The sequence below is a fragment of the Vibrio sp. PNB23_22_6 genome (assembly GCF_052877535.1).
On record NZ_JBNFXP010000003.1, the window covers coordinates 225,577 to 242,687 of the forward strand.

The following is a 17,111-nucleotide window of genomic DNA, read 5'->3' on the forward strand; positions in this document are numbered from 1 at the left end:
ATTTCTCTTAGCCCCTCACTTGAGGGGCTTTTTAACACCTACTATGCGCATAGAGAAGAATATTTAGCTAAATATTGAATATTAAAATGCAATTATCGCTTATCTATGCAATGATTTTAGGTTAATAATTTGTTGCAACTTTAGTTTAGTGGTGATAATTTGTTCCAATCAAAAGGGCGGAGCCCCTTAATGCAGTGATAACACAGGGAGTAAAGCGCATGAATGATGTACCCGCGCTAGATATAAAAGACCTGCACAAAACATTTGGACAGAACGAAGTTCTCAAAGGGATTTCACTGTCGGCCCACAAAGGAGACGTTATCTCCATCATTGGCTCTTCCGGTTCCGGTAAGAGTACCTTTCTAAGATGCATCAACCTTCTAGAAACGCCTACCGCAGGCGAAATTTGGGTAAACGGCGAGCTTATCCAAATGAAGAACAACCGCGCAGGGGAATCCGTTCCCGCTAATGAGAAACAAGTACAGCGTATTCGTTCTCGTTTAGCCATGGTATTCCAAGGGTTTAACCTTTGGTCCCACTTAACCGTTTTAGAAAACGTCATTGAAGCACCAGTCCATGTGCTCGGTGTGCCAAAAGCGCAAGCTATTGAGAATGCCGAAGCGCTGTTAAAGAAAGTGGGGCTATACGAGCGCAAAGACTACTACCCAGGGCATCTATCTGGCGGTCAGCAGCAGCGCGCCGCCATTGCTCGTGCTTTGGCGGTTGATCCTGAAGTTATGCTTTTTGATGAACCCACTTCGGCACTTGACCCGGAACTCGTTGGGGAAGTCTTAGGGGTAATGAGAGATTTGGCAGAAGAAGGGCGAACCATGTTGGTTGTGACCCATGAAATGGCGTTCGCGCGTGACGTATCGAATCATGTTATGTTTCTACATCAAGGTTTGGTTGAGGAGCAGGGAGACCCAGCGAAACTTTTTACTAACCCGGATTCACAACGATTACAGCAATTTATTTCATCCATTTATTAGGTAAGCAGCCCCTAATTTTTGTGGGCGGCATTCACTTGCCTCCCAAGCACGCACAACAAACAAAACCAAATAAAATAGCAATCACAGGAGTATGGAAATGAAAAAGTGGCTATTAGCAGCAACGCTTGCTGCAACGGCAGTGTCTGGTGTCGCTCAAGCGAAAGAATGGAAAACTGTTCGCTTTGGTATTGAAGGCGCTTACCCTCCATTTAGCTGGACCGAGACCGATGGTTCAATCAAAGGCTTCGACGTAGATATGGCGAACGCTCTTTGTGAAGAAATGAAGGTTAAGTGTCAAATCGTTGCTCAAGACTGGGATGGTATTATTCCTTCTCTGCTAGCACGTAAGTATGACGCGATCATTGCGGCAATGTCGATCACTGAAGAGCGCAAGAAGAAAGTGGATTTCACCGGAAAATACGCACAAATTCCAAACAAATTCATCGCTAAGAAAGGCGCAGGTTTAGACTTTGATAACCTGAAAGATGTCAAAATTGGTGTTCAACGTGCGACTACACACGACAAGTATTTGACTGACAATTACGGCGACGACGTAGAAATCGTTCGCTACGGTTCATTTGATGAAGCTTACCTAGATCTTGCGAATGGTCGTATCGCTGCGGTACTGGGTGATGCATCAGCGCTAGAAGAAGGTGTTATCAACAAAGCTGGTGGCGAAGCGTATGAATTTGTTGGTCCGTCTTTGACTGATCCTAAATGGTTTGGTGAAGGTATGGGTATTGCGGTTCGTAAACAGGACAAAGACCTAACGAAGAAACTGGATGCAGCTATCGTTGCACTACGTGAAAAAGGTGTTTATCAAGAAATCGCAGGTAAATACTTCAACTACGATGTATACGGCGATTAAGTCGTAATTAAGCGGCCGTTGGCTTGTTCCTAGAAGTCGCTAACGGCCGATTTTGAGTTTTAGGGATTAGGAACTCACCTATGCTGGATTTACAAGGATATGAAGCCTCGATCTTAAAAGGGGCGTTAGTAACCATCGAAGTCGCTGTACTTTCTCTGATTTTGGCTGTCGTTCTTGGCATGCTTGGCGCATTAGCAAAGCTTGCTCCTTACAAGTGGGCGAGAGCAATGGCGACGCTATACACCACCATTATTCGTGGCATCCCAGACTTGGTTCTGATGATGTTGATCTTCTTCGGTGGTCAAATTCTATTAAACAACAGTCTTTATTCTATCAATGAAACACTCAATGATTGGTTCACAGCAAGTGATCCTAATCATGAGTGGACCTCTTATTTACCTGATTATATTGATGTCAGCCCATTTATTGCGGGTGTACTAACCATCGGTTTTATCTTTGGTGCTTATATGGCAGAGACATTTCGCGGTGCGATTATGGCGGTAGATAAAGGCGAGTTAGAAGCGGCAAAAGCGTATGGAATGAGCTCGATCATGTCATTCAGAAGAATCCTCTTACCTCAAATGATCCGACATGCACTTCCTGGTTTTGGCAATAACTGGTTGGTATTACTAAAAACGACTGCACTCGTGTCGATCATTGGTCTTGAAGATATGGTGCGTATCAGCTCATTAGCCGCTGGTACAACAAAGATGCCATTTACCTTTTATATGGCAGTTGCAATTATCTTCTTGTTCTTTACTAGTGTCTCTACGGGCTTGCTTAAGCTTGTGGAACGTAAATTCAGCATTCACGCGAGGTAAACCATGGATTTTTCATTGATTGTTGAAAGCTTCCCGGTCTACCTAGATGGATTGTGGACGACAGTATGGTTGGTTTCTTTAGCACTTGTGATTGGTTTGGGCGTGTCGATTCCACTTGCGGTAGCACGTAACAGTACCAATTACGCATTAAGTCTTCCATCTTGGACGTTTATTTACTTTTTCCGTGGGACTCCTCTATTAGTGCAGCTGTACCTCATTTACTACGGTATGGACCAATTCTTCCCAGTAAAAGACACTCTTTGGGAGAATGCATGGTTTTGTGCGCTAGTGGCTTTCGTTCTTAATACTTCAGCTTACACAGCGGAAATTATTCGTGGTGCGATCAATGGCTTACCAAAAGGGGAAGTGGAAGCCGCGAAAGCTTATGGCATGAGCCCGTTTATGACTTATCGTCGTATCATCTTACCAAGCGCATTACGCCGTGCTTTACCTGCGTATTCGAATGAGGTGATCTTCATGCTACACGGTAGTGCGGTTGCCGGCATCATCACCATTATGGATTTGACTGGCGCTGCTCGCTTAGTAAACTCAAGATATTATGCGCCATTTGAGTCATTCTTGACGGCAGGTCTGTTCTACATGGCGTTGACGTTTATTATTCTGTGGTGCTTTAAAATGGCAGAGAAACGTTTCTTGGCGTATCTAAGACCATTAAGCTAAAAGTTTATCACTAGGTTGATACTAACGATAAAAAGAGCGCCAATGTGCGCTCTTTTTATCGTTGGTGAAAGGTCAGGGGCTATTTGAAGGTCGACCAGATAGGAGCATGGTCAGACGGCTTTTCGATTCCTCGTAGTTCGTAATCAACGTCTGACTCGATACATTTGTTAGCAAGAGATGGCGTTGCCAAAATCACGTCAATACGAAGACCACGGTTGTCATCAAAACCTCGAGAGCGGTAATCGAACCATGAGAAGCGATCATTGACTTCTGGGTGTAAAGTACGGAAAGTATCTTCAAAGCCCCAATCCAGAAGTGTTTGTAACCACTCGCGTTCTTCTGGCTGGAATGAACATTTGCCCGTTTTCAACCAACGTTTCCGGTTTGGTTCTCCGATACCGATATCGGCATCAATAGGGCTGATGTTGATGTCTCCCATTACGATCAGTTGTTCATCATTGGAGTGGTGACCGTTTAGGTAGCTCATCAGATCTTTGTAGAACTGGCGCTTGTATGGATATTTGGTTTCGTGAGCGATATTGTCACCTTGCGGGAAGTAACCGTTGAGTACTGTCACCTTCTCGCCGTTTTCATCTGCAAACGTTGCCATGATCATGCGTTTTTGATGTTCTTCATTGTCAGTAGGAAAGCCCTTCTGCACGCTGATTGGCTCTTGTTTACATAGCATCGCCACACCGTAGTGCGCTTTCTGGCCATGAAAGTAAACGTTGTACCCCATTGCTTCGACATCTTCGATAGGGAAGGCTTCGTCATGAACTTTGATTTCCTGCAGACCGATAACGTCAGGTTGATGCTTATCGATAATGGCTTGAAGCTGGTGAAGACGCGCGCGGAGTCCATTAATGTTAAAGCTGATTACTTTCATTATTTATCCTTCTCAAGGGGATGGTTTGGTCAGAGATTACCATTGAAAATTGGCCTAAGAATAAGAGCGCTGTTAGGTTGTCACTCTAAATAGTCAGTTCTACTTGTTTGAAACAAGCTTGTTTTCTAAGTCATTTTTTACGATTTCGAGCGCTTTAAGTGCGGTTGCAGGATCAATTTTGTTTGTTTCCAATAAATAGATAAGATCAACGGCCAGTTTGACTTCTTCAGGCGCACTATCAAGTGGTGATATTGGTTGGTCAGACATTACTGATGTTTTTCCCTATGAGTAATTTGATTTTCGAGTTTCAGCAGCGCTGCTTGACAGCGCTCTAATCGCTGTTCTGTGGCAATGAGGGCCTTCTGCGCCTCTGAACGCATAAAGCTTGGTGCTATTTCTACCGCACGTTCCTTTTCCAACACCATTTCTCTTAAGCGGCGAGCCCATTCTTGGTGTTGAGCGAGCTCTTGATAAAGCACATTGATAGGCTTGCGGAAGTGACTACTATGCTTAATTTCGTTCTTACGAATTTTAGTGGTGGATATTTCACGTTGGATAGCACTAATTTGCGCAACTAATCGCTCAGTAAGGTACTCGGCACGCAACGTTGTCAATTTGCCTTCGCTCTGCTCCCGGATGATCGCATCCAGTGTCGAGTTTGCTTCTTTTACGCAAGGCACGAGTAAGCGAGAGCGGCAGTGGAACAAGCGCTCGTCAAAAAGTGGAACATGATGTTCACCTCGCTGGCGGTCAAGCGTTGCGGCTTGTTTGGACATCTGTTCTAGTTTTTCTGAAAGTTGATTAATGTTCATGTCAGACCTACAAACCATGCGTCATATGCCAATTTTATAGCAAGTGCGCTAACCACAGTAACAAATACTGGGCGAATAAACTTAGAGCCGAATCGAATCGCAGAGTGCGCACCAACAAAGGCCCCTGCCATTAAACACACGCCCATGGTTAAGCCTAGCACCCAGTTAATATGACCTAAAACCGCAAAAGTGATAAGAGAAGTGAAGTTACTGGTGAAGTTCATCGCTTTAGCCAAGCCTGACGCAAGCAAAATATTCAACCGATATAACGCCATAGAACTGACTGTCCAGAATGCACCGGTGCCCGGCCCAGCAAGACCATCATAAAACCCAATGGTTAGACCTTGCATGTACTGCTTTTTGTTTAGCAATGGACACGGTTCTGGTGTAGGGCTTTGGTGTGTGGAGTTGGGGGCTTTGTGGAATACGGTATACATAGCGGCACCCAGTATAATGAGCGGTAATACTTTTTCTAACCACTCTGTGCTAATCGCATCCACAAAAAGTGTACCGAGTGTTGCACCAATTAATGTGGCAATAAATGCACGGCCCCAGCATTGTGGCTTAAAGAGGCGCTTTTTGTAATAAGTAAAAGCAGCAGTAGAAGAAGCAAATGAAGCGGCCAACTTATTTGTCCCTAAAGCAACATGTGGAGGAAGCCCCAAAGAAAGTAGGGCAGGCACAGTAAGCATCCCCCCTCCACCTGCCACAGCATCGATAAACCCTGCAACAAAAGCGACAAGCGCCAACACCAACAGCATGGTTGGCTCAATCATTTCCATAAATGGTTTTTCTTCTAATATTCTATTTTGCGTTTAAACGGTGGCAGCGAGTCAATGAGTGCTTGTCCGTAGCGTTTGGTTACTAAGCGTCTGTCAAGAATGGTCACTCTACCAGAATCACGCTCTTTACGCAGTAAACGACCAACACTCTGAATCAGCTTTTTACTTGCATCGGGGACGGTGATCTGCATAAATGGGTTACCGCCTTTTTTCTCGATATATTCAGAATGCGCCTGCTCTACCGGTGAAGTAGGCACACCGAAAGGAATTTTGGTGATGATCAAGTTCTCTAACAACTCCCCAGGTAAATCGAGCCCTTCAGAGAAGCTTCCAGTACCAAATAGGATGCTGGTCTTTTGTTTATCAATGAGCTTTTTATGTTTTTTTAGAATCTCTGCACGAGAACTCTCTCCCTGAACTTGTAGCGCCCACCCGCGTTTGATGAAGTCCGCATTTAATGCGTCTGCAACTTGGTTCATCTGCCAATATGAGGAGAATAATACTAAGTTTGCTTTGTTGTCTTCTAAATACTTAGGCAAAATCTCAATAAGATATTCAGTAAACTGAGGTGCTTGCGGTTCGTACTGCATTGCTGGGATAAGCAACTCTGCTTGGTTTTGGTAATCAAACGGAGAGGCCAGCGCCAAAAATTGTGTGCCAGACTCCGGTTTCGCATCCACCCCAACTTGGTGACAGAAATACTGAAAAGAGTTTAGTGCGCGCATTGTGGCAGAAACCAAAACGGCACCAATACAGCGACTCCAAATTTGTTGATCCAACTGCCACCCAATCTCAAGTGGAGACACACTCACTATATAATCGCCTTCACGATCGGGGTGTTTCTCTAACCAACGAGCCAAAGGTGCGCCTTTGTCGCGAGTGGGCTCAGCCATTAAGCGCCAAACTTGAGCGAGGTTCTCTAAACGCTGAATATAGAAGCCCAATTCAGCCAAAGCAGGCTCTGCTAATTTTGATGACAGTTCGCCATCTTTTACGCGTTCGGCAATTAAGTCGGCAATTTTGGCTACGCTTTGGTTCGCTTTCTTACTGAGTTGTTTCAACTCTTTGGATTGGTTTTCCAACCAGGTCGGCAGTTCACCATGCTCAAAGCGATAGATACCTTCTTCAAAATGTGCGGGGTCAAACTGCTTGGTTAATTGGCTTAACGCGGGGATCAGTTCCTGTACGGACTCTTGTAAATCATTTCGAAATCGACCCACGCGCTTTTCATCCGCCAGTGAAGAAAACTTACTGGTGGATTGATTCAGTTTCTCTAACCACGCTGCCGCGCCTTTTAAGCTAGCGGATGCAGACGCATGATCGCGAGCAACGTGAGGCAAGTGATGCGCCTCATCGAACACATAAATGGTGTTTTCCGGTTCAGGCAAGATCACGCCACCACCGAGATCCGCATCTGCCATTACAAGAGAATGGTTGGCGATGATCACGTCGTTTTTGTCTAGTTCCGCACGTGCTTTTTGGAAAGGGCACCCACGGTGAGTCGGCAAGCTATTATTGCAGCTGTGCTTATCACTCACGATCAGCTGCCAGAGTTGGTCATCAATGGATTTTGGCCAGGAATCACGGTCGCCATCCCACTTACCTTGCGCAAGGGACCGATACATGGTTTCCAACAGCTCGATGTCTTTCTTCTTCGGTTTAGTTTCAAACATGGCAAGTTGGCCACCATCGACGCCACATGCTGCAGCCAGTTTCTCAGCGCAGCAGTAACGTTGGCGACCTTTAGCGAGAATAAATGAGAACTCTCGATCAGTGATGCGACGAAATAGCGGCAAATCTTTGTTTACTAATTGTTCTTGCAACGCCACTGTCGCCGTTGAAATAACCACTTTTCGGTTGTTATAAACCGCAACAGGGATGGCGGCCATCAAGTATGACAGTGATTTGCCGATCCCGGTTCCGGCTTCAGCCACCAGAAGACGATTGGACTTATGGTATTGCCCGCATAGCGTTTTCGCTATTTCCGCAACTAAGTAGTTTTGAGCTCTTCTCGGGACAAAGTTGTCGAGTTGTGCTTGCAGATTCTGGTAGCTAGTTCGAATCGATTTCTGAATGTTACTGGTTAGCATACGGGCCTCAAATGCGTTGGAGCCGCATAGTAGCACACATCACTAGTTGTACAGTAGTTCGCGAAATGGAATGCTTTTGTAAGGAATAGAGATCTTGTTCACAAAAAAAAACTAAACCTAAACTAAAGAAGGATGCTCGCCCTCGTTTATTGACATAATAATCTGATATTTACATGTTTATAGGTGTATTTATCTATTTGCTGTCTGTTAAATAATCACAAATAGAGATTTTGAGCTGCTTGGTAATGGTTGTTTAGTTGGTTATGAGACAAGGTTGTTGTTTAGATATTCATCAAAAAATGACAATGCAAGTGTGTAAATATCTGTTTTTATTTAATTTTTACTTTTTTTGATGATAAGGTTTAGAAAGTTTGACAGACAGAATAATCTTTTGCACTCTAACGCCCAGATTTTGCAGACCAAGCATTGTTACGTTTCGATAATAAGCGGTTTCAAAAATATAAAAGAAGGGAATCGGACAAGGATATCCCAAACTAAGAAAAGGCAGTGGAATTATTATGAAAAAGACTCTATTAGCGCTTGCTGTAGCGAGCATCTCTACGTCTGCATTCGCAGTAGAAACAACATCTCAAAACAGCAAGCCTGTATTTGAGTTTGACCCAATGCAAAAAGAGCAGTTTGTGGTAGAAGGTGCGCTAGGTGTTGGTGGTTACTACGATACTGAAACAAAAGCGCTTTACGATGATTGGGCAACTGCTGTAACAGTTGCAGTAAACTACCGAAACAACCGTCTACTAGGTTACCTTGAAGTTGACCTAGAGATGAACTACAGCACTAAGTCAGAAGATATTACTGGTATTGAATCTGGTCCAGCAACAGACGTAGATAAAGCATGGATCGGTTTCGACACTGGCTACGGTGTTGCGTCTTTCGGTTGGGAAAACGACACGGCACTAGATAAAGTTGACGGCGCTGGTGACTTCACTTATGAATTCGGTGCATCTGCAGGCGACGCTTCTGACGCATACAACGTAGTTAAGTTCCAAGGTGCGACTTCTGGTTTCGCTTACGGTGTGTCTTACTTTGAAACTAGTGCATCTCACCGTGCTGCAGACAAAGGTGTGAATGGTTACATCGGTCTTGAGCAAGACATGTTCAATATCTACGCTGGTTACGAAACTCGTGATGAACATGACTACGATGTTTACACAGTAACTGGTAACGTTGACCTAGGCGCAGTGATGCTAGGTGCAAACTTCTGGATTGAAGAAGGTGGTGCTAACCTAGTATCAAATACAACTGATAAGAAAAACACTGGTTACTACCTATCTGCTGGCTACCCAGTAAATGACCTGATGACGTTGGCTGCTGGCTATGCAGCAAACACTGCTGAAGAAAACAACGAAGCAGACAAAGATCAGTCTTACATGAACATCGCGATGACTTACAAGCTAGGTCAAAATGCGGACATGGGTATCGACGTAAAACAAATCCTAGACACTGGTGATAAATCAGTTGATAAGGAAACTTACGTATTCGCAGCGGCTTTCTACTACTTCTAATAGTTAGTCACTCAAATATGAAAGAAGAGAGCGCATCCATGATGCGCTCTTTTTTTAGATAATTTTTGATGTATTCAACTCAGAGGAGCCGGTTTAATAGCGGTTCGTTTAGTGAGCTAAATGGATCTCTCTCCACTCACCAGGTTGTAGATCATCCAGCACAATCCCGCCCATGGAGTAGCGTACTAAGCGTAGGGTAGGGAAGCCGATATGAGCGGTCATGCGCCTCACTTGACGGTTTCGTCCCTCGATAATGGTAATGGCTAACCACGTGGTTGGGATGTTAGCGCGAAAACGTACGGGTGGATTTCTGTCCCAGATGTCCGGCGTTGACATAACCTCTACTTTGGCGGGCAGCGTCATACCATCTTTAAGCTCCACGCCTTTACGTAATTTCTCTAAGTCTTCTTCTTGAGGAGCTCCATCCACTTGCACCCAATAGGTCTTTGGTGATTTTGATGTCGGTTGCGTCAGTTTGGCTTGTAAGATGCCATCATTAGTGAGCACCATTAGCCCCTCACTGTCTCGATCGAGCCGACCAGCAGCGTAAACATCTTTCACTGGTATGTAATCGGCAAGCGTTTTACGGCCTTCACCATCGGTAAACTGGCTCAATGTGTCATAAGGTTTATTGAAAATGATCACTTTACGATCTTCTGGGGCAATTCTAGGTTTTGCTATTGATGACGAGCGGCTTAGGCGATTTTGTCTTTTTTGACCTTGTCCTGTGGCGTTGCTTGGCTTTGCCGAGCGTTTAAAATGCCCCGGTTTAGATGGGTGACTACGACGACCTTTTTCATGGCCCGTGCGAGATGACATGTTAACTACCTTGCAAAATTGTAAATGAACTGTGTTTGAAAGTTTTATGTTTTCCTGATATCCGCTATCATTTTCGCGCCTAAAACTAACAAAAGCGCACAGAATAATAGACTATTTCGTGTTATTTGTTTAATGATATAGCTAAGTCGCTTTCAGTGATGGATTTCTGTTAGAAATACAGCTGAAAGTGCGCTTGGCACAAAGTGCACTCATGGATATAGAGTCAAATATAAGAAAGAGTGCGAACCGCATTTTGCGTTGGTGAGGAGAAATGCACTACTAACGTTAAGCAATGCGTCAATTCAACAAACTCAGTGGCTGAGTTATCAGCTTAGTTGAGTGAAAAATAGGGAAATTTCATGCCTACAGAAAAACCTACCATTATCTACACAATCACTGATGAAGCCCCAGCGCTAGCAACCTATTCATTACTGCCAATCATTCAATCGTTTACCGCTTCGTCTGGCATCAACGTAGATACTCGTGATATTTCATTAGCGGGTCGTATTATTGCGAACTTCCCAGAGCATTTAAAACAAGAGCAACGTATTGGTGATGCACTAGCAGAGCTTGGTGAGATGGCTAAGACTCCTGAAGCAAATATTATCAAGCTTCCTAACATCTCTGCTTCTATTCCTCAGCTAAAAGCGGCGATTAAAGAACTCCAGGCAAAAGGTTACGATTTACCGAACTATCCAGAAGAGCCAAATACTTACGAAGAAGAAGCCATCAAAGCGACTTACGACAAAATTAAAGGCAGTGCGGTAAACCCAGTACTCCGTGAAGGTAACTCAGATCGTCGTGCGCCACTTTCCGTGAAGAATTACGCGAAGAAAAATCCACACTCAATGGGTGCATGGTCAGCAGATTCTCAATCTCACGTATCAAGCATGACTGACCAAGACTTCTTTGGCAGTGAAAAGTCGACAACCGTTTCTGGTGCGACTGACGTTAAAATTGAATTCGTCGCTGCAGACGGTTCAGTAAAACAACTAAAAGCTGCGTTCCCTCTACAAGATAAAGAAGTGATTGATTGTTCAGTGATGAACAAGGAAGCACTGGTTGCATTCTTTGAAAAAGAAATCGAAGAAGCGAAACAGCAAGACGTTCTGCTTTCTCTACACATGAAAGCGACCATGATGAAGGTTTCTGATCCAGTGATCTTCGGTCATGCTGTTAAGGTTTACTATAAAGATGTTTTTGCTAAGTACGGCAAACTATTTGAAGAACTCGGTGTGGATGTAAACAACGGTATCGGCGATGTTTACGCAAAAATTGAATCACTACCGACAGAGCAAAAATCTGAAATCGAAGCCGCTATTTTAGCGGTATACGAGACGCAGCCAGAGCTAGCGATGGTGGATTCAGATCGCGGGATTACCAACCTTCATGTACCAAGTGACATCATCGTTGACGCATCGATGCCAGCCATGCTTCGCTCATCTGGCCAAATGTGGGGGCCGGATGGTAAGCAGAAAGACACCAAAGCGATGATTCCGGATCGTAGCTACGCTGGTATTTACCAAGCGGTAATCGACTTCTGTAAAGAGCACGGTGCATTTGACCCAACAACAATGGGAAGCGTACCAAACGTTGGTCTAATGGCTCAAAAAGCAGAAGAGTACGGTTCACATGACAAGACATTCATTCTAGATGCCGCAGGCACCGTACGTGTGGTTGATGCTTCTGGTACCGTACTACTTGAGCAGGCGGTAGAAGAGGGTGACATCTTCCGTATGTGCCAGGTGAAAGATGCGCCAATTCAAGACTGGGTGAAACTAGCGGTAACGCGTGCACGCGCAACAGGTGCTCCGGCCGTATTCTGGCTCGATGAAAATCGTGCGCACGATGCGGAGCTTATCAAGAAAGTTCATGCATACCTACCTGAGCATGATACGGCGGGTTTAGAGATCAAAATCCTTGCACCAGTTGATGCATGTAAGTTCTCATTAGAGCGTATTAAAGAAGGTCTAGATACTATTTCGGTAACGGGTAACGTATTGCGTGACTATCTAACTGACTTGTTCCCAATCCTAGAGTTAGGTACATCTGCGAAGATGCTGTCTATCGTTCCGCTAATGAACGGCGGTGGTTTGTTTGAAACGGGCGCAGGTGGTTCTGCACCTAAACACGTCCAACAAGTTGAGAAAGAAAATCACCTTCGTTGGGATTCTTTAGGTGAGTTTTTAGCGTTAGCGGCTTCGTTAGAACACCTAAGCGCTGTGACGGGGAATGTAAAGGCGCAGGTTCTCGCTGATGCACTGGATAAAGCAACGGGTGAATTCTTGGATAATAACAAATCGCCTTCACGCAAGGTAGGTGAGTTAGATAACCGTGGTAGTCACTATTACCTTGCTTCTTATTGGGCTAAAGCACTTGCAGAGCAATCTGTTGATTCAGAACTTGCTGCTGAGTTTGCACCAGTTGCAAAAGCGCTTGAAGAGCAAGAAGACGCAATCATTTCTGAGTTGAACTCTGCTCAAGGGGTGAAAGGTGAACTAGGTGGTTACTACTCACTCGATGATGAAGTGACAGCGGCACTAATGCGCCCAAGTGCAACTCTGAACGCTATCATCAAATAATCTAAGTTTACGCCACTTCGGTGGCGTGTTTTAGTGCTGATAAACTATAAACCCGCTCTTTAGCGGGTTTATTTTCCTCTTCATAAAGTCAGTGCTATAACTAGCCTAAATTAATGAGAGCGAAGGGTTTGTCTGATTGAGCGCTCTAATACCAATCTAGATCAATAACAGGTCACTTTATTGCGCCGGAAAAATAGCTTAGAGCAAGACATAGATTGCAGTAACTCGTTATTCTAATTACTTACAAAATCTATACCGAAACTATCAGCGATTTTAACTAGCAAGAATGATCAATTACTTATTTAGATTGATATAGTTATTTGGCTTGGCTCTCTATTGGCACAACGCTACTCGCGTGTGAACCTTTTGGGCCTTTTTCAATCTCGTATGAGACTTGTTGGCCTGCTTTCAGTGTACGATAACCGTCCATTTGGATAGTCGAGTAGTGGGCAAAGATATCTCCTTCCTCTTCATCTGAACAGATAAACCCAAATCCTTTGGCATTGTTAAACCACTTTACTGTACCTGTAGCCATGCTTTTACATCCCTCATGCATTTTACTGATGTTTTTACTACTCCAAGCCATACCTTTAGCTTGGTATCATTATTAGTTCTCACTAATACACGTCGAGTTGAGCGTTCCATCTAAGACTTTGTCCCAAAGAAAGGCAGTCTTAAATGACGATTTATGCATCAACACTTTCCACTTTAGTCAATGAATCTCAGCAGTCAATAGTGAAATGCAACAATCAAAGTCATATTTTAAAACAAATCTCACTTAAGATTAACAACTTTGCAAGCGGTTTGTCGGTCAGAGGCGTGGGGTTAGTTAAAAAGACTGTATGATTTGAATATGCTGAAGGCGCATACTGATCAAGCTGCACAACTTAGTGGAATCTACTAAATGAATAAAAAGTGAAATTTCGGTGATAGAAAGCATAAATTTAATTGATAACTGTGATCTCTTACTTTGCATTAACGTAGTGATAGGGTAAATGCATTGCATGCAACAATACCATTATTAGGGGATGCCTCTGACGGTTTGAAGACCAAAATCTTTATTTGCACCAGTGTAAGAGGTGCATTAGTCTCTATATGAGGGCGCAACTTTTTATCTATCAAAGTCCATTTAGGTGCCTTATCTCACTACACCACTCGGCATGCTTATGGTAGATTGTTTTTATAGGTCGAAAACATCAACCCTTTGATAAGATATCTTTGAATTGCCATGAGTAAAAATTTTGAATGGGTGACTCCAGACTCTGATCTTCTGGAGCGAGAAAGTACAAAAGTTCAGCCGCCGAAGCTATACAACGTTGTACTCAATAATGATGACTACACACCTATGGATTTCGTCATAGAGGTACTTGAGCGATTCTTTTCTCATGATCTTGATAAAGCAACGCAAATCATGCTTAAGGTTCACTATGAAGGAAAGGCAATTTGTGGGACATACAGCGCAGAAATTGCTGAAACTAAAGTAGCGCAAGTGACGATGTACTCAAGGGAAAATGAACATCCGCTACTATGTACGATGGAGCAAGCGTAACAAGAAGACTTGCTCGAGCAACCAAGTTGTTCTTTCGGGAGGTACTTATGCTAAATAAAGAACTAGAGTCAAGCCTTAACGGTGCATTCGCTCGTGCACGAGATAAACGTCACGAGTTCATGACTGTCGAACACCTCCTACTCGCATTGTTGGAAAATGATGCAGCCAAGGAAGCCTTATTAGCCTGCAAAGCGGACCTTGATGCTTTGCGTAACGAACTCGATATTTTCATTGATCAAACAACGCCGTTGATCCCGCAAAGTGATGAGACACGAGAAACCCAACCTACCTTGAGTTTTCAGCGTGTGCTTCAGCGTGCGGTATTCCATGTTCAGTCTTCTGGGCGCAATGAAGTGACTGGTGCAAACGTCTTAGTCGCGATATTTAGCGAACAAGAGTCTCATGCCGCCTACCTGCTTAAGAAGAATGACATTTCGCGCTTGGATATCGTGAATTTTATCTCCCATGGTATTACGAAAGCTTCTGGCTCAAGTGAAGATCCATCTTCATCGGACTCGTTCGGTTCTGACAGCCCGGAAGAGACGAATTCAGATGAGCGCTTAGAGAGCTTTGCTACCAACCTTAACCAAGTGGCGAAAGCCGGTAATATTGACCCTCTGATAGGCCGAGATAAAGAGCTTGAGCGTACCATTCAAGTACTTTGCCGTCGCCGTAAGAATAACCCGTTGCTCGTCGGTGAAGCGGGTGTGGGTAAAACGGCCATTGCGGAAGGTCTGGCTTGGCGAATCGTAGAAGGCCAAGTACCAGAAGTCATTCAAGATAGTGTGATTTACTCACTTGATATTGGTTCGTTATTGGCGGGCACCAAATATCGTGGTGACTTCGAGAAACGTTTCAAGACCATTTTGAAACAGTTAGAAAAAGAAGAGGATGCGATCCTATTCATCGATGAAATTCACACCATCATTGGTGCAGGTGCTGCTTCTGGTGGTCAGGTCGATGCCGCTAACCTAATTAAGCCACTACTAAGTAGCGGTAAGTTACGTTGCATCGGCTCAACAACATACCAAGAGTACAGCAACATTTTTGAAAAAGAGCGCGCATTGTCTCGCCGTTTCCAAAAAATTGACGTTGTTGAGCCTTCATTGGATGACACTACAAAGATTCTGATGGGTTTAAAGCCGAAGTACGAAGCCCACCATGAAGTGCGTTACACCAATAAAGCGCTACGTGCTGCGGTTGAACTGTCGGCGAAGTACATCAACGAGCGTCATTTACCAGATAAAGCGATTGATGTCATTGATGAGGCTGGAGCTCGCAGTCGTCTGGCTCCAGCGAGTCGTCGTAAGAAAACGGTTGGCGTAGCAGACATCGAAGCGATGGTTGCTAGGATGGCTCGTATCCCAGAGAAATCAGTGTCATCGTCGGATAAAGATATCTTGAGAAACTTAGATGACAAGATGAAGATGTTGGTGTTTGGCCAAGACAATGCTATCGATGCACTGTCAGAAGCCATCAAGCTGTCACGTGCAGGTCTGGGTGTTGATAATAAACCTGTCGGATCATTCTTATTTGCCGGCCCTACGGGGGTAGGTAAAACAGAAGTCACGGTTCAGTTGTCCAAACTACTTGGAATTGAGCTTCTTCGTTTTGACATGTCTGAGTATGGTGAGCGTCATTCTGTGAGTCGCTTGATTGGTGCGCCGCCAGGTTACGTTGGTTACGATCAAGGTGGTTTACTTACTGATGCGGTTCTCAAACACCCTCATTCGGTTGTTCTACTTGATGAGATTGAAAAAGCGCATCCAGATATTTTCAACTTACTACTGCAAGTGATGGATAATGGTACGCTAACGGACAATAATGGCCGTAAAGCGGATTTCCGTAACGTCATCCTTGTCATGACCACTAATGCGGGTGTCGCTGAAACAGAGAAGAAATCAATTGGTTTGATTCAGCAAGATAATAGTCACGATGCCATGGCGGAAATCAAAAAAGTATTTACGCCAGAGTTTCGTAATCGTCTCGACAATATCATTTGGTTTAATAGCCTAGATGAAAGCGTTATTCATCAAGTGGTTGATAAGTTCATTGTCGAGCTTCAGGTTCAACTTGATGCTCGAGGTGTGTCGATGGAAGTATCACAAGATGCACGCCATTGGTTAGCTCATAAAGGATACGATAAGGCAATGGGCGCTCGTCCTATGGGCCGCGTTATTCAAGAGCAGCTTAAGAAGCCACTTGCGAATGAACTGTTGTTCGGCTCGTTGGTTGATGGCGGCACTGTGAAAGTGACGTTGGTGAAAGATAAACTTGAGTTTGAGTACTTAAGTGAGAAAGAAGCGGCGCTTCACTGAAGCAACTGCTTTAAATAGCTGAAAAAGCGTGCGCTTAGTCGCACGCTTTTTTTGTTTATTTAATCTTCCTGCTGAACCCTTTAGTCGTCATTTATTCTTACTCCATAGGGAGTTTGCGAAAGTTCGATTCTTTCTTGGAGAGCGAATGCATGATCTTTTTATTGGCGCACTGAGTGTGCTTTTACTTGGATGTAAGCAAAATGCTCTCGAGTTAGTAAGGTAGGATGAAAAGTTCGAACCTATTATGAGTCTTATTGAACAGGGAAGAGCTTAGTTTGTTGATCTGGCAAGATAGCCGCTTCGAGTAAGACACGTGTTAGTGTTGATCCAACAAGCATCATGATTATTGTAGTGAATCAAAGACAATAAAAAACGGAGCGTAGGCTCCGTT

General features: G+C 44.2%; 15 protein-coding genes. 8 read left to right on the forward strand and 7 right to left on the reverse strand.

Going from position 1 to position 17,111, the window contains the following annotated elements; genetic code table 11:
- The first annotated feature begins 218 nt into the window (after positions 1–218).
- From ACVA54_RS04160 to ACVA54_RS04175, 4 genes are all read left to right on the forward strand, one after another.
- Entirely contained in the window at positions 219–989 is a 771-nt protein-coding gene (locus ACVA54_RS04160; protein WP_446641984.1) for an ABC transporter ATP-binding protein, read from the forward strand.
- Positions 990–1,086: 97 nt separating this feature from the next.
- The gene (locus ACVA54_RS04165; protein ID WP_182852554.1) at positions 1,087–1,857 is read left to right on the forward strand and encodes an ABC transporter substrate-binding protein; all 771 of its coding nucleotides are present in this window, start codon (positions 1,087–1,089) and stop codon (positions 1,855–1,857) included.
- A gap of 80 nt (positions 1,858–1,937) precedes the next feature.
- Positions 1,938–2,678 (forward strand): ABC transporter permease, encoded by a 741-nt coding sequence (locus ACVA54_RS04170; RefSeq protein ID WP_099078595.1) that lies wholly within the window; start codon positions 1,938–1,940, stop codon positions 2,676–2,678.
- Positions 2,679–2,681: 3 nt separating this feature from the next.
- Positions 2,682–3,359 carry an ABC transporter permease gene (locus ACVA54_RS04175; protein WP_099078596.1) on the forward strand — a complete coding sequence of 226 codons (678 nt, stop codon included), beginning with the start codon at positions 2,682–2,684 and terminating at the stop codon, positions 3,357–3,359.
- Between the two features lie 79 nt (positions 3,360–3,438).
- Here ACVA54_RS04175 and xthA read toward each other — a convergent pair whose 3' ends face one another.
- From xthA to dinG, 5 genes are all read right to left on the reverse strand, one after another.
- Positions 3,439–4,245 (reverse strand): exodeoxyribonuclease III, encoded by an 807-nt coding sequence (gene xthA / locus ACVA54_RS04180; RefSeq protein WP_099078597.1) that lies wholly within the window; start codon positions 4,243–4,245, stop codon positions 3,439–3,441.
- A gap of 99 nt (positions 4,246–4,344) precedes the next feature.
- The gene (rsmS, locus tag ACVA54_RS04185) at positions 4,345–4,512 is read right to left on the reverse strand and encodes a pleiotropic regulatory protein RsmS (RefSeq protein ID WP_099078598.1); all 168 of its coding nucleotides are present in this window, start codon (positions 4,510–4,512) and stop codon (positions 4,345–4,347) included.
- Positions 4,512–5,057 (reverse strand): primosomal replication protein, encoded by a 546-nt coding sequence (locus ACVA54_RS04190; protein WP_446649419.1) that lies wholly within the window; start codon positions 5,055–5,057, stop codon positions 4,512–4,514. Before ACVA54_RS04190 ends, rsmS begins: the two co-directional genes overlap by 1 nt.
- Positions 5,054–5,839, reverse strand: coding sequence for a sulfite exporter TauE/SafE family protein (locus tag ACVA54_RS04195; protein WP_099078600.1), 786 nt, complete (start codon positions 5,837–5,839; stop codon positions 5,054–5,056). Before ACVA54_RS04195 ends, ACVA54_RS04190 begins: the two co-directional genes overlap by 4 nt.
- 14 nt (positions 5,840–5,853) lie before the next feature.
- Positions 5,854–7,929 (reverse strand): ATP-dependent DNA helicase DinG, encoded by a 2,076-nt coding sequence (dinG, locus tag ACVA54_RS04200; protein WP_446579796.1) that lies wholly within the window; start codon positions 7,927–7,929, stop codon positions 5,854–5,856.
- Between the two features lie 518 nt (positions 7,930–8,447).
- On the opposite strand from dinG, the gene ACVA54_RS04205 reads away from it, so the two are divergent.
- Positions 8,448–9,452, forward strand: a complete 1,005-nt coding sequence (locus ACVA54_RS04205; protein ID WP_446579794.1) for a porin — start codon at positions 8,448–8,450, stop codon at positions 9,450–9,452.
- Between the two features lie 108 nt (positions 9,453–9,560).
- Here the strand turns inward: ACVA54_RS04205 and ACVA54_RS04210 are convergent, their stop codons facing one another.
- Positions 9,561–10,271 carry a pseudouridine synthase gene (locus ACVA54_RS04210; RefSeq protein WP_119463401.1) on the reverse strand — a complete coding sequence of 237 codons (711 nt, stop codon included), beginning with the start codon at positions 10,269–10,271 and terminating at the stop codon, positions 9,561–9,563.
- Between the two features lie 359 nt (positions 10,272–10,630).
- Here ACVA54_RS04210 and ACVA54_RS04215 point away from each other — a divergent pair, with 359 nt between their 5' ends.
- Positions 10,631–12,853, forward strand: coding sequence for an NADP-dependent isocitrate dehydrogenase (locus ACVA54_RS04215; RefSeq protein ID WP_446649420.1), 2,223 nt, complete (start codon positions 10,631–10,633; stop codon positions 12,851–12,853).
- 316 nt (positions 12,854–13,169) lie between these two features.
- On the opposite strand, the gene cspD is transcribed toward ACVA54_RS04215, so the two are convergent.
- Positions 13,170–13,388, reverse strand: coding sequence for a cold shock domain-containing protein CspD (cspD, locus tag ACVA54_RS04220; protein ID WP_172438071.1), 219 nt, complete (start codon positions 13,386–13,388; stop codon positions 13,170–13,172).
- Positions 13,389–14,081: 693 nt separating this feature from the next.
- Here cspD and clpS point away from each other — a divergent pair.
- Both clpS and clpA read left to right on the forward strand, forming a co-directional pair.
- Positions 14,082–14,402: an ATP-dependent Clp protease adapter ClpS gene (clpS, locus tag ACVA54_RS04225; protein WP_099078606.1), complete on the forward strand. Its 321-nt coding sequence runs from the start codon at positions 14,082–14,084 to the stop codon at positions 14,400–14,402.
- 47 nt (positions 14,403–14,449) lie between these two features.
- On the forward strand, positions 14,450–16,720 hold the full coding sequence (clpA, locus tag ACVA54_RS04230; RefSeq protein WP_099078607.1) for an ATP-dependent Clp protease ATP-binding subunit ClpA: 2,271 nt from the start codon (positions 14,450–14,452) through the stop codon (positions 16,718–16,720).
- Positions 16,721–17,111 lie beyond the last annotated feature (391 nt).

Coding starts and splice junctions, on each gene's coding strand:
- ACVA54_RS04160 (WP_446641984.1), top strand. CDS start 219: ATGAATGATGTACCCGCGCTAGATATAAAAGACCTGCACAAAACATTT.
- ACVA54_RS04165 (WP_182852554.1), top strand. CDS start 1,087: ATGAAAAAGTGGCTATTAGCAGCAACGCTTGCTGCAACGGCAGTGTCT.
- ACVA54_RS04170 (WP_099078595.1), top strand. CDS start 1,938: ATGCTGGATTTACAAGGATATGAAGCCTCGATCTTAAAAGGGGCGTTA.
- ACVA54_RS04175 (WP_099078596.1), top strand. CDS start 2,682: ATGGATTTTTCATTGATTGTTGAAAGCTTCCCGGTCTACCTAGATGGA.
- xthA (WP_099078597.1), bottom strand. CDS start 4,245: ATGAAAGTAATCAGCTTTAACATTAATGGACTCCGCGCGCGTCTTCAC.
- rsmS (WP_099078598.1), bottom strand. CDS start 4,512: ATGTCTGACCAACCAATATCACCACTTGATAGTGCGCCTGAAGAAGTC.
- ACVA54_RS04190 (WP_446649419.1), bottom strand. CDS start 5,057: ATGAACATTAATCAACTTTCAGAAAAACTAGAACAGATGTCCAAACAA.
- ACVA54_RS04195 (WP_099078600.1), bottom strand. CDS start 5,839: ATGGAAATGATTGAGCCAACCATGCTGTTGGTGTTGGCGCTTGTCGCT.
- dinG (WP_446579796.1), bottom strand. CDS start 7,929: ATGCTAACCAGTAACATTCAGAAATCGATTCGAACTAGCTACCAGAAT.
- ACVA54_RS04205 (WP_446579794.1), top strand. CDS start 8,448: ATGAAAAAGACTCTATTAGCGCTTGCTGTAGCGAGCATCTCTACGTCT.
- ACVA54_RS04210 (WP_119463401.1), bottom strand. CDS start 10,271: ATGTCATCTCGCACGGGCCATGAAAAAGGTCGTCGTAGTCACCCATCT.
- ACVA54_RS04215 (WP_446649420.1), top strand. CDS start 10,631: ATGCCTACAGAAAAACCTACCATTATCTACACAATCACTGATGAAGCC.
- cspD (WP_172438071.1), bottom strand. CDS start 13,388: ATGGCTACAGGTACAGTAAAGTGGTTTAACAATGCCAAAGGATTTGGG.
- clpS (WP_099078606.1), top strand. CDS start 14,082: ATGAGTAAAAATTTTGAATGGGTGACTCCAGACTCTGATCTTCTGGAG.
- clpA (WP_099078607.1), top strand. CDS start 14,450: ATGCTAAATAAAGAACTAGAGTCAAGCCTTAACGGTGCATTCGCTCGT.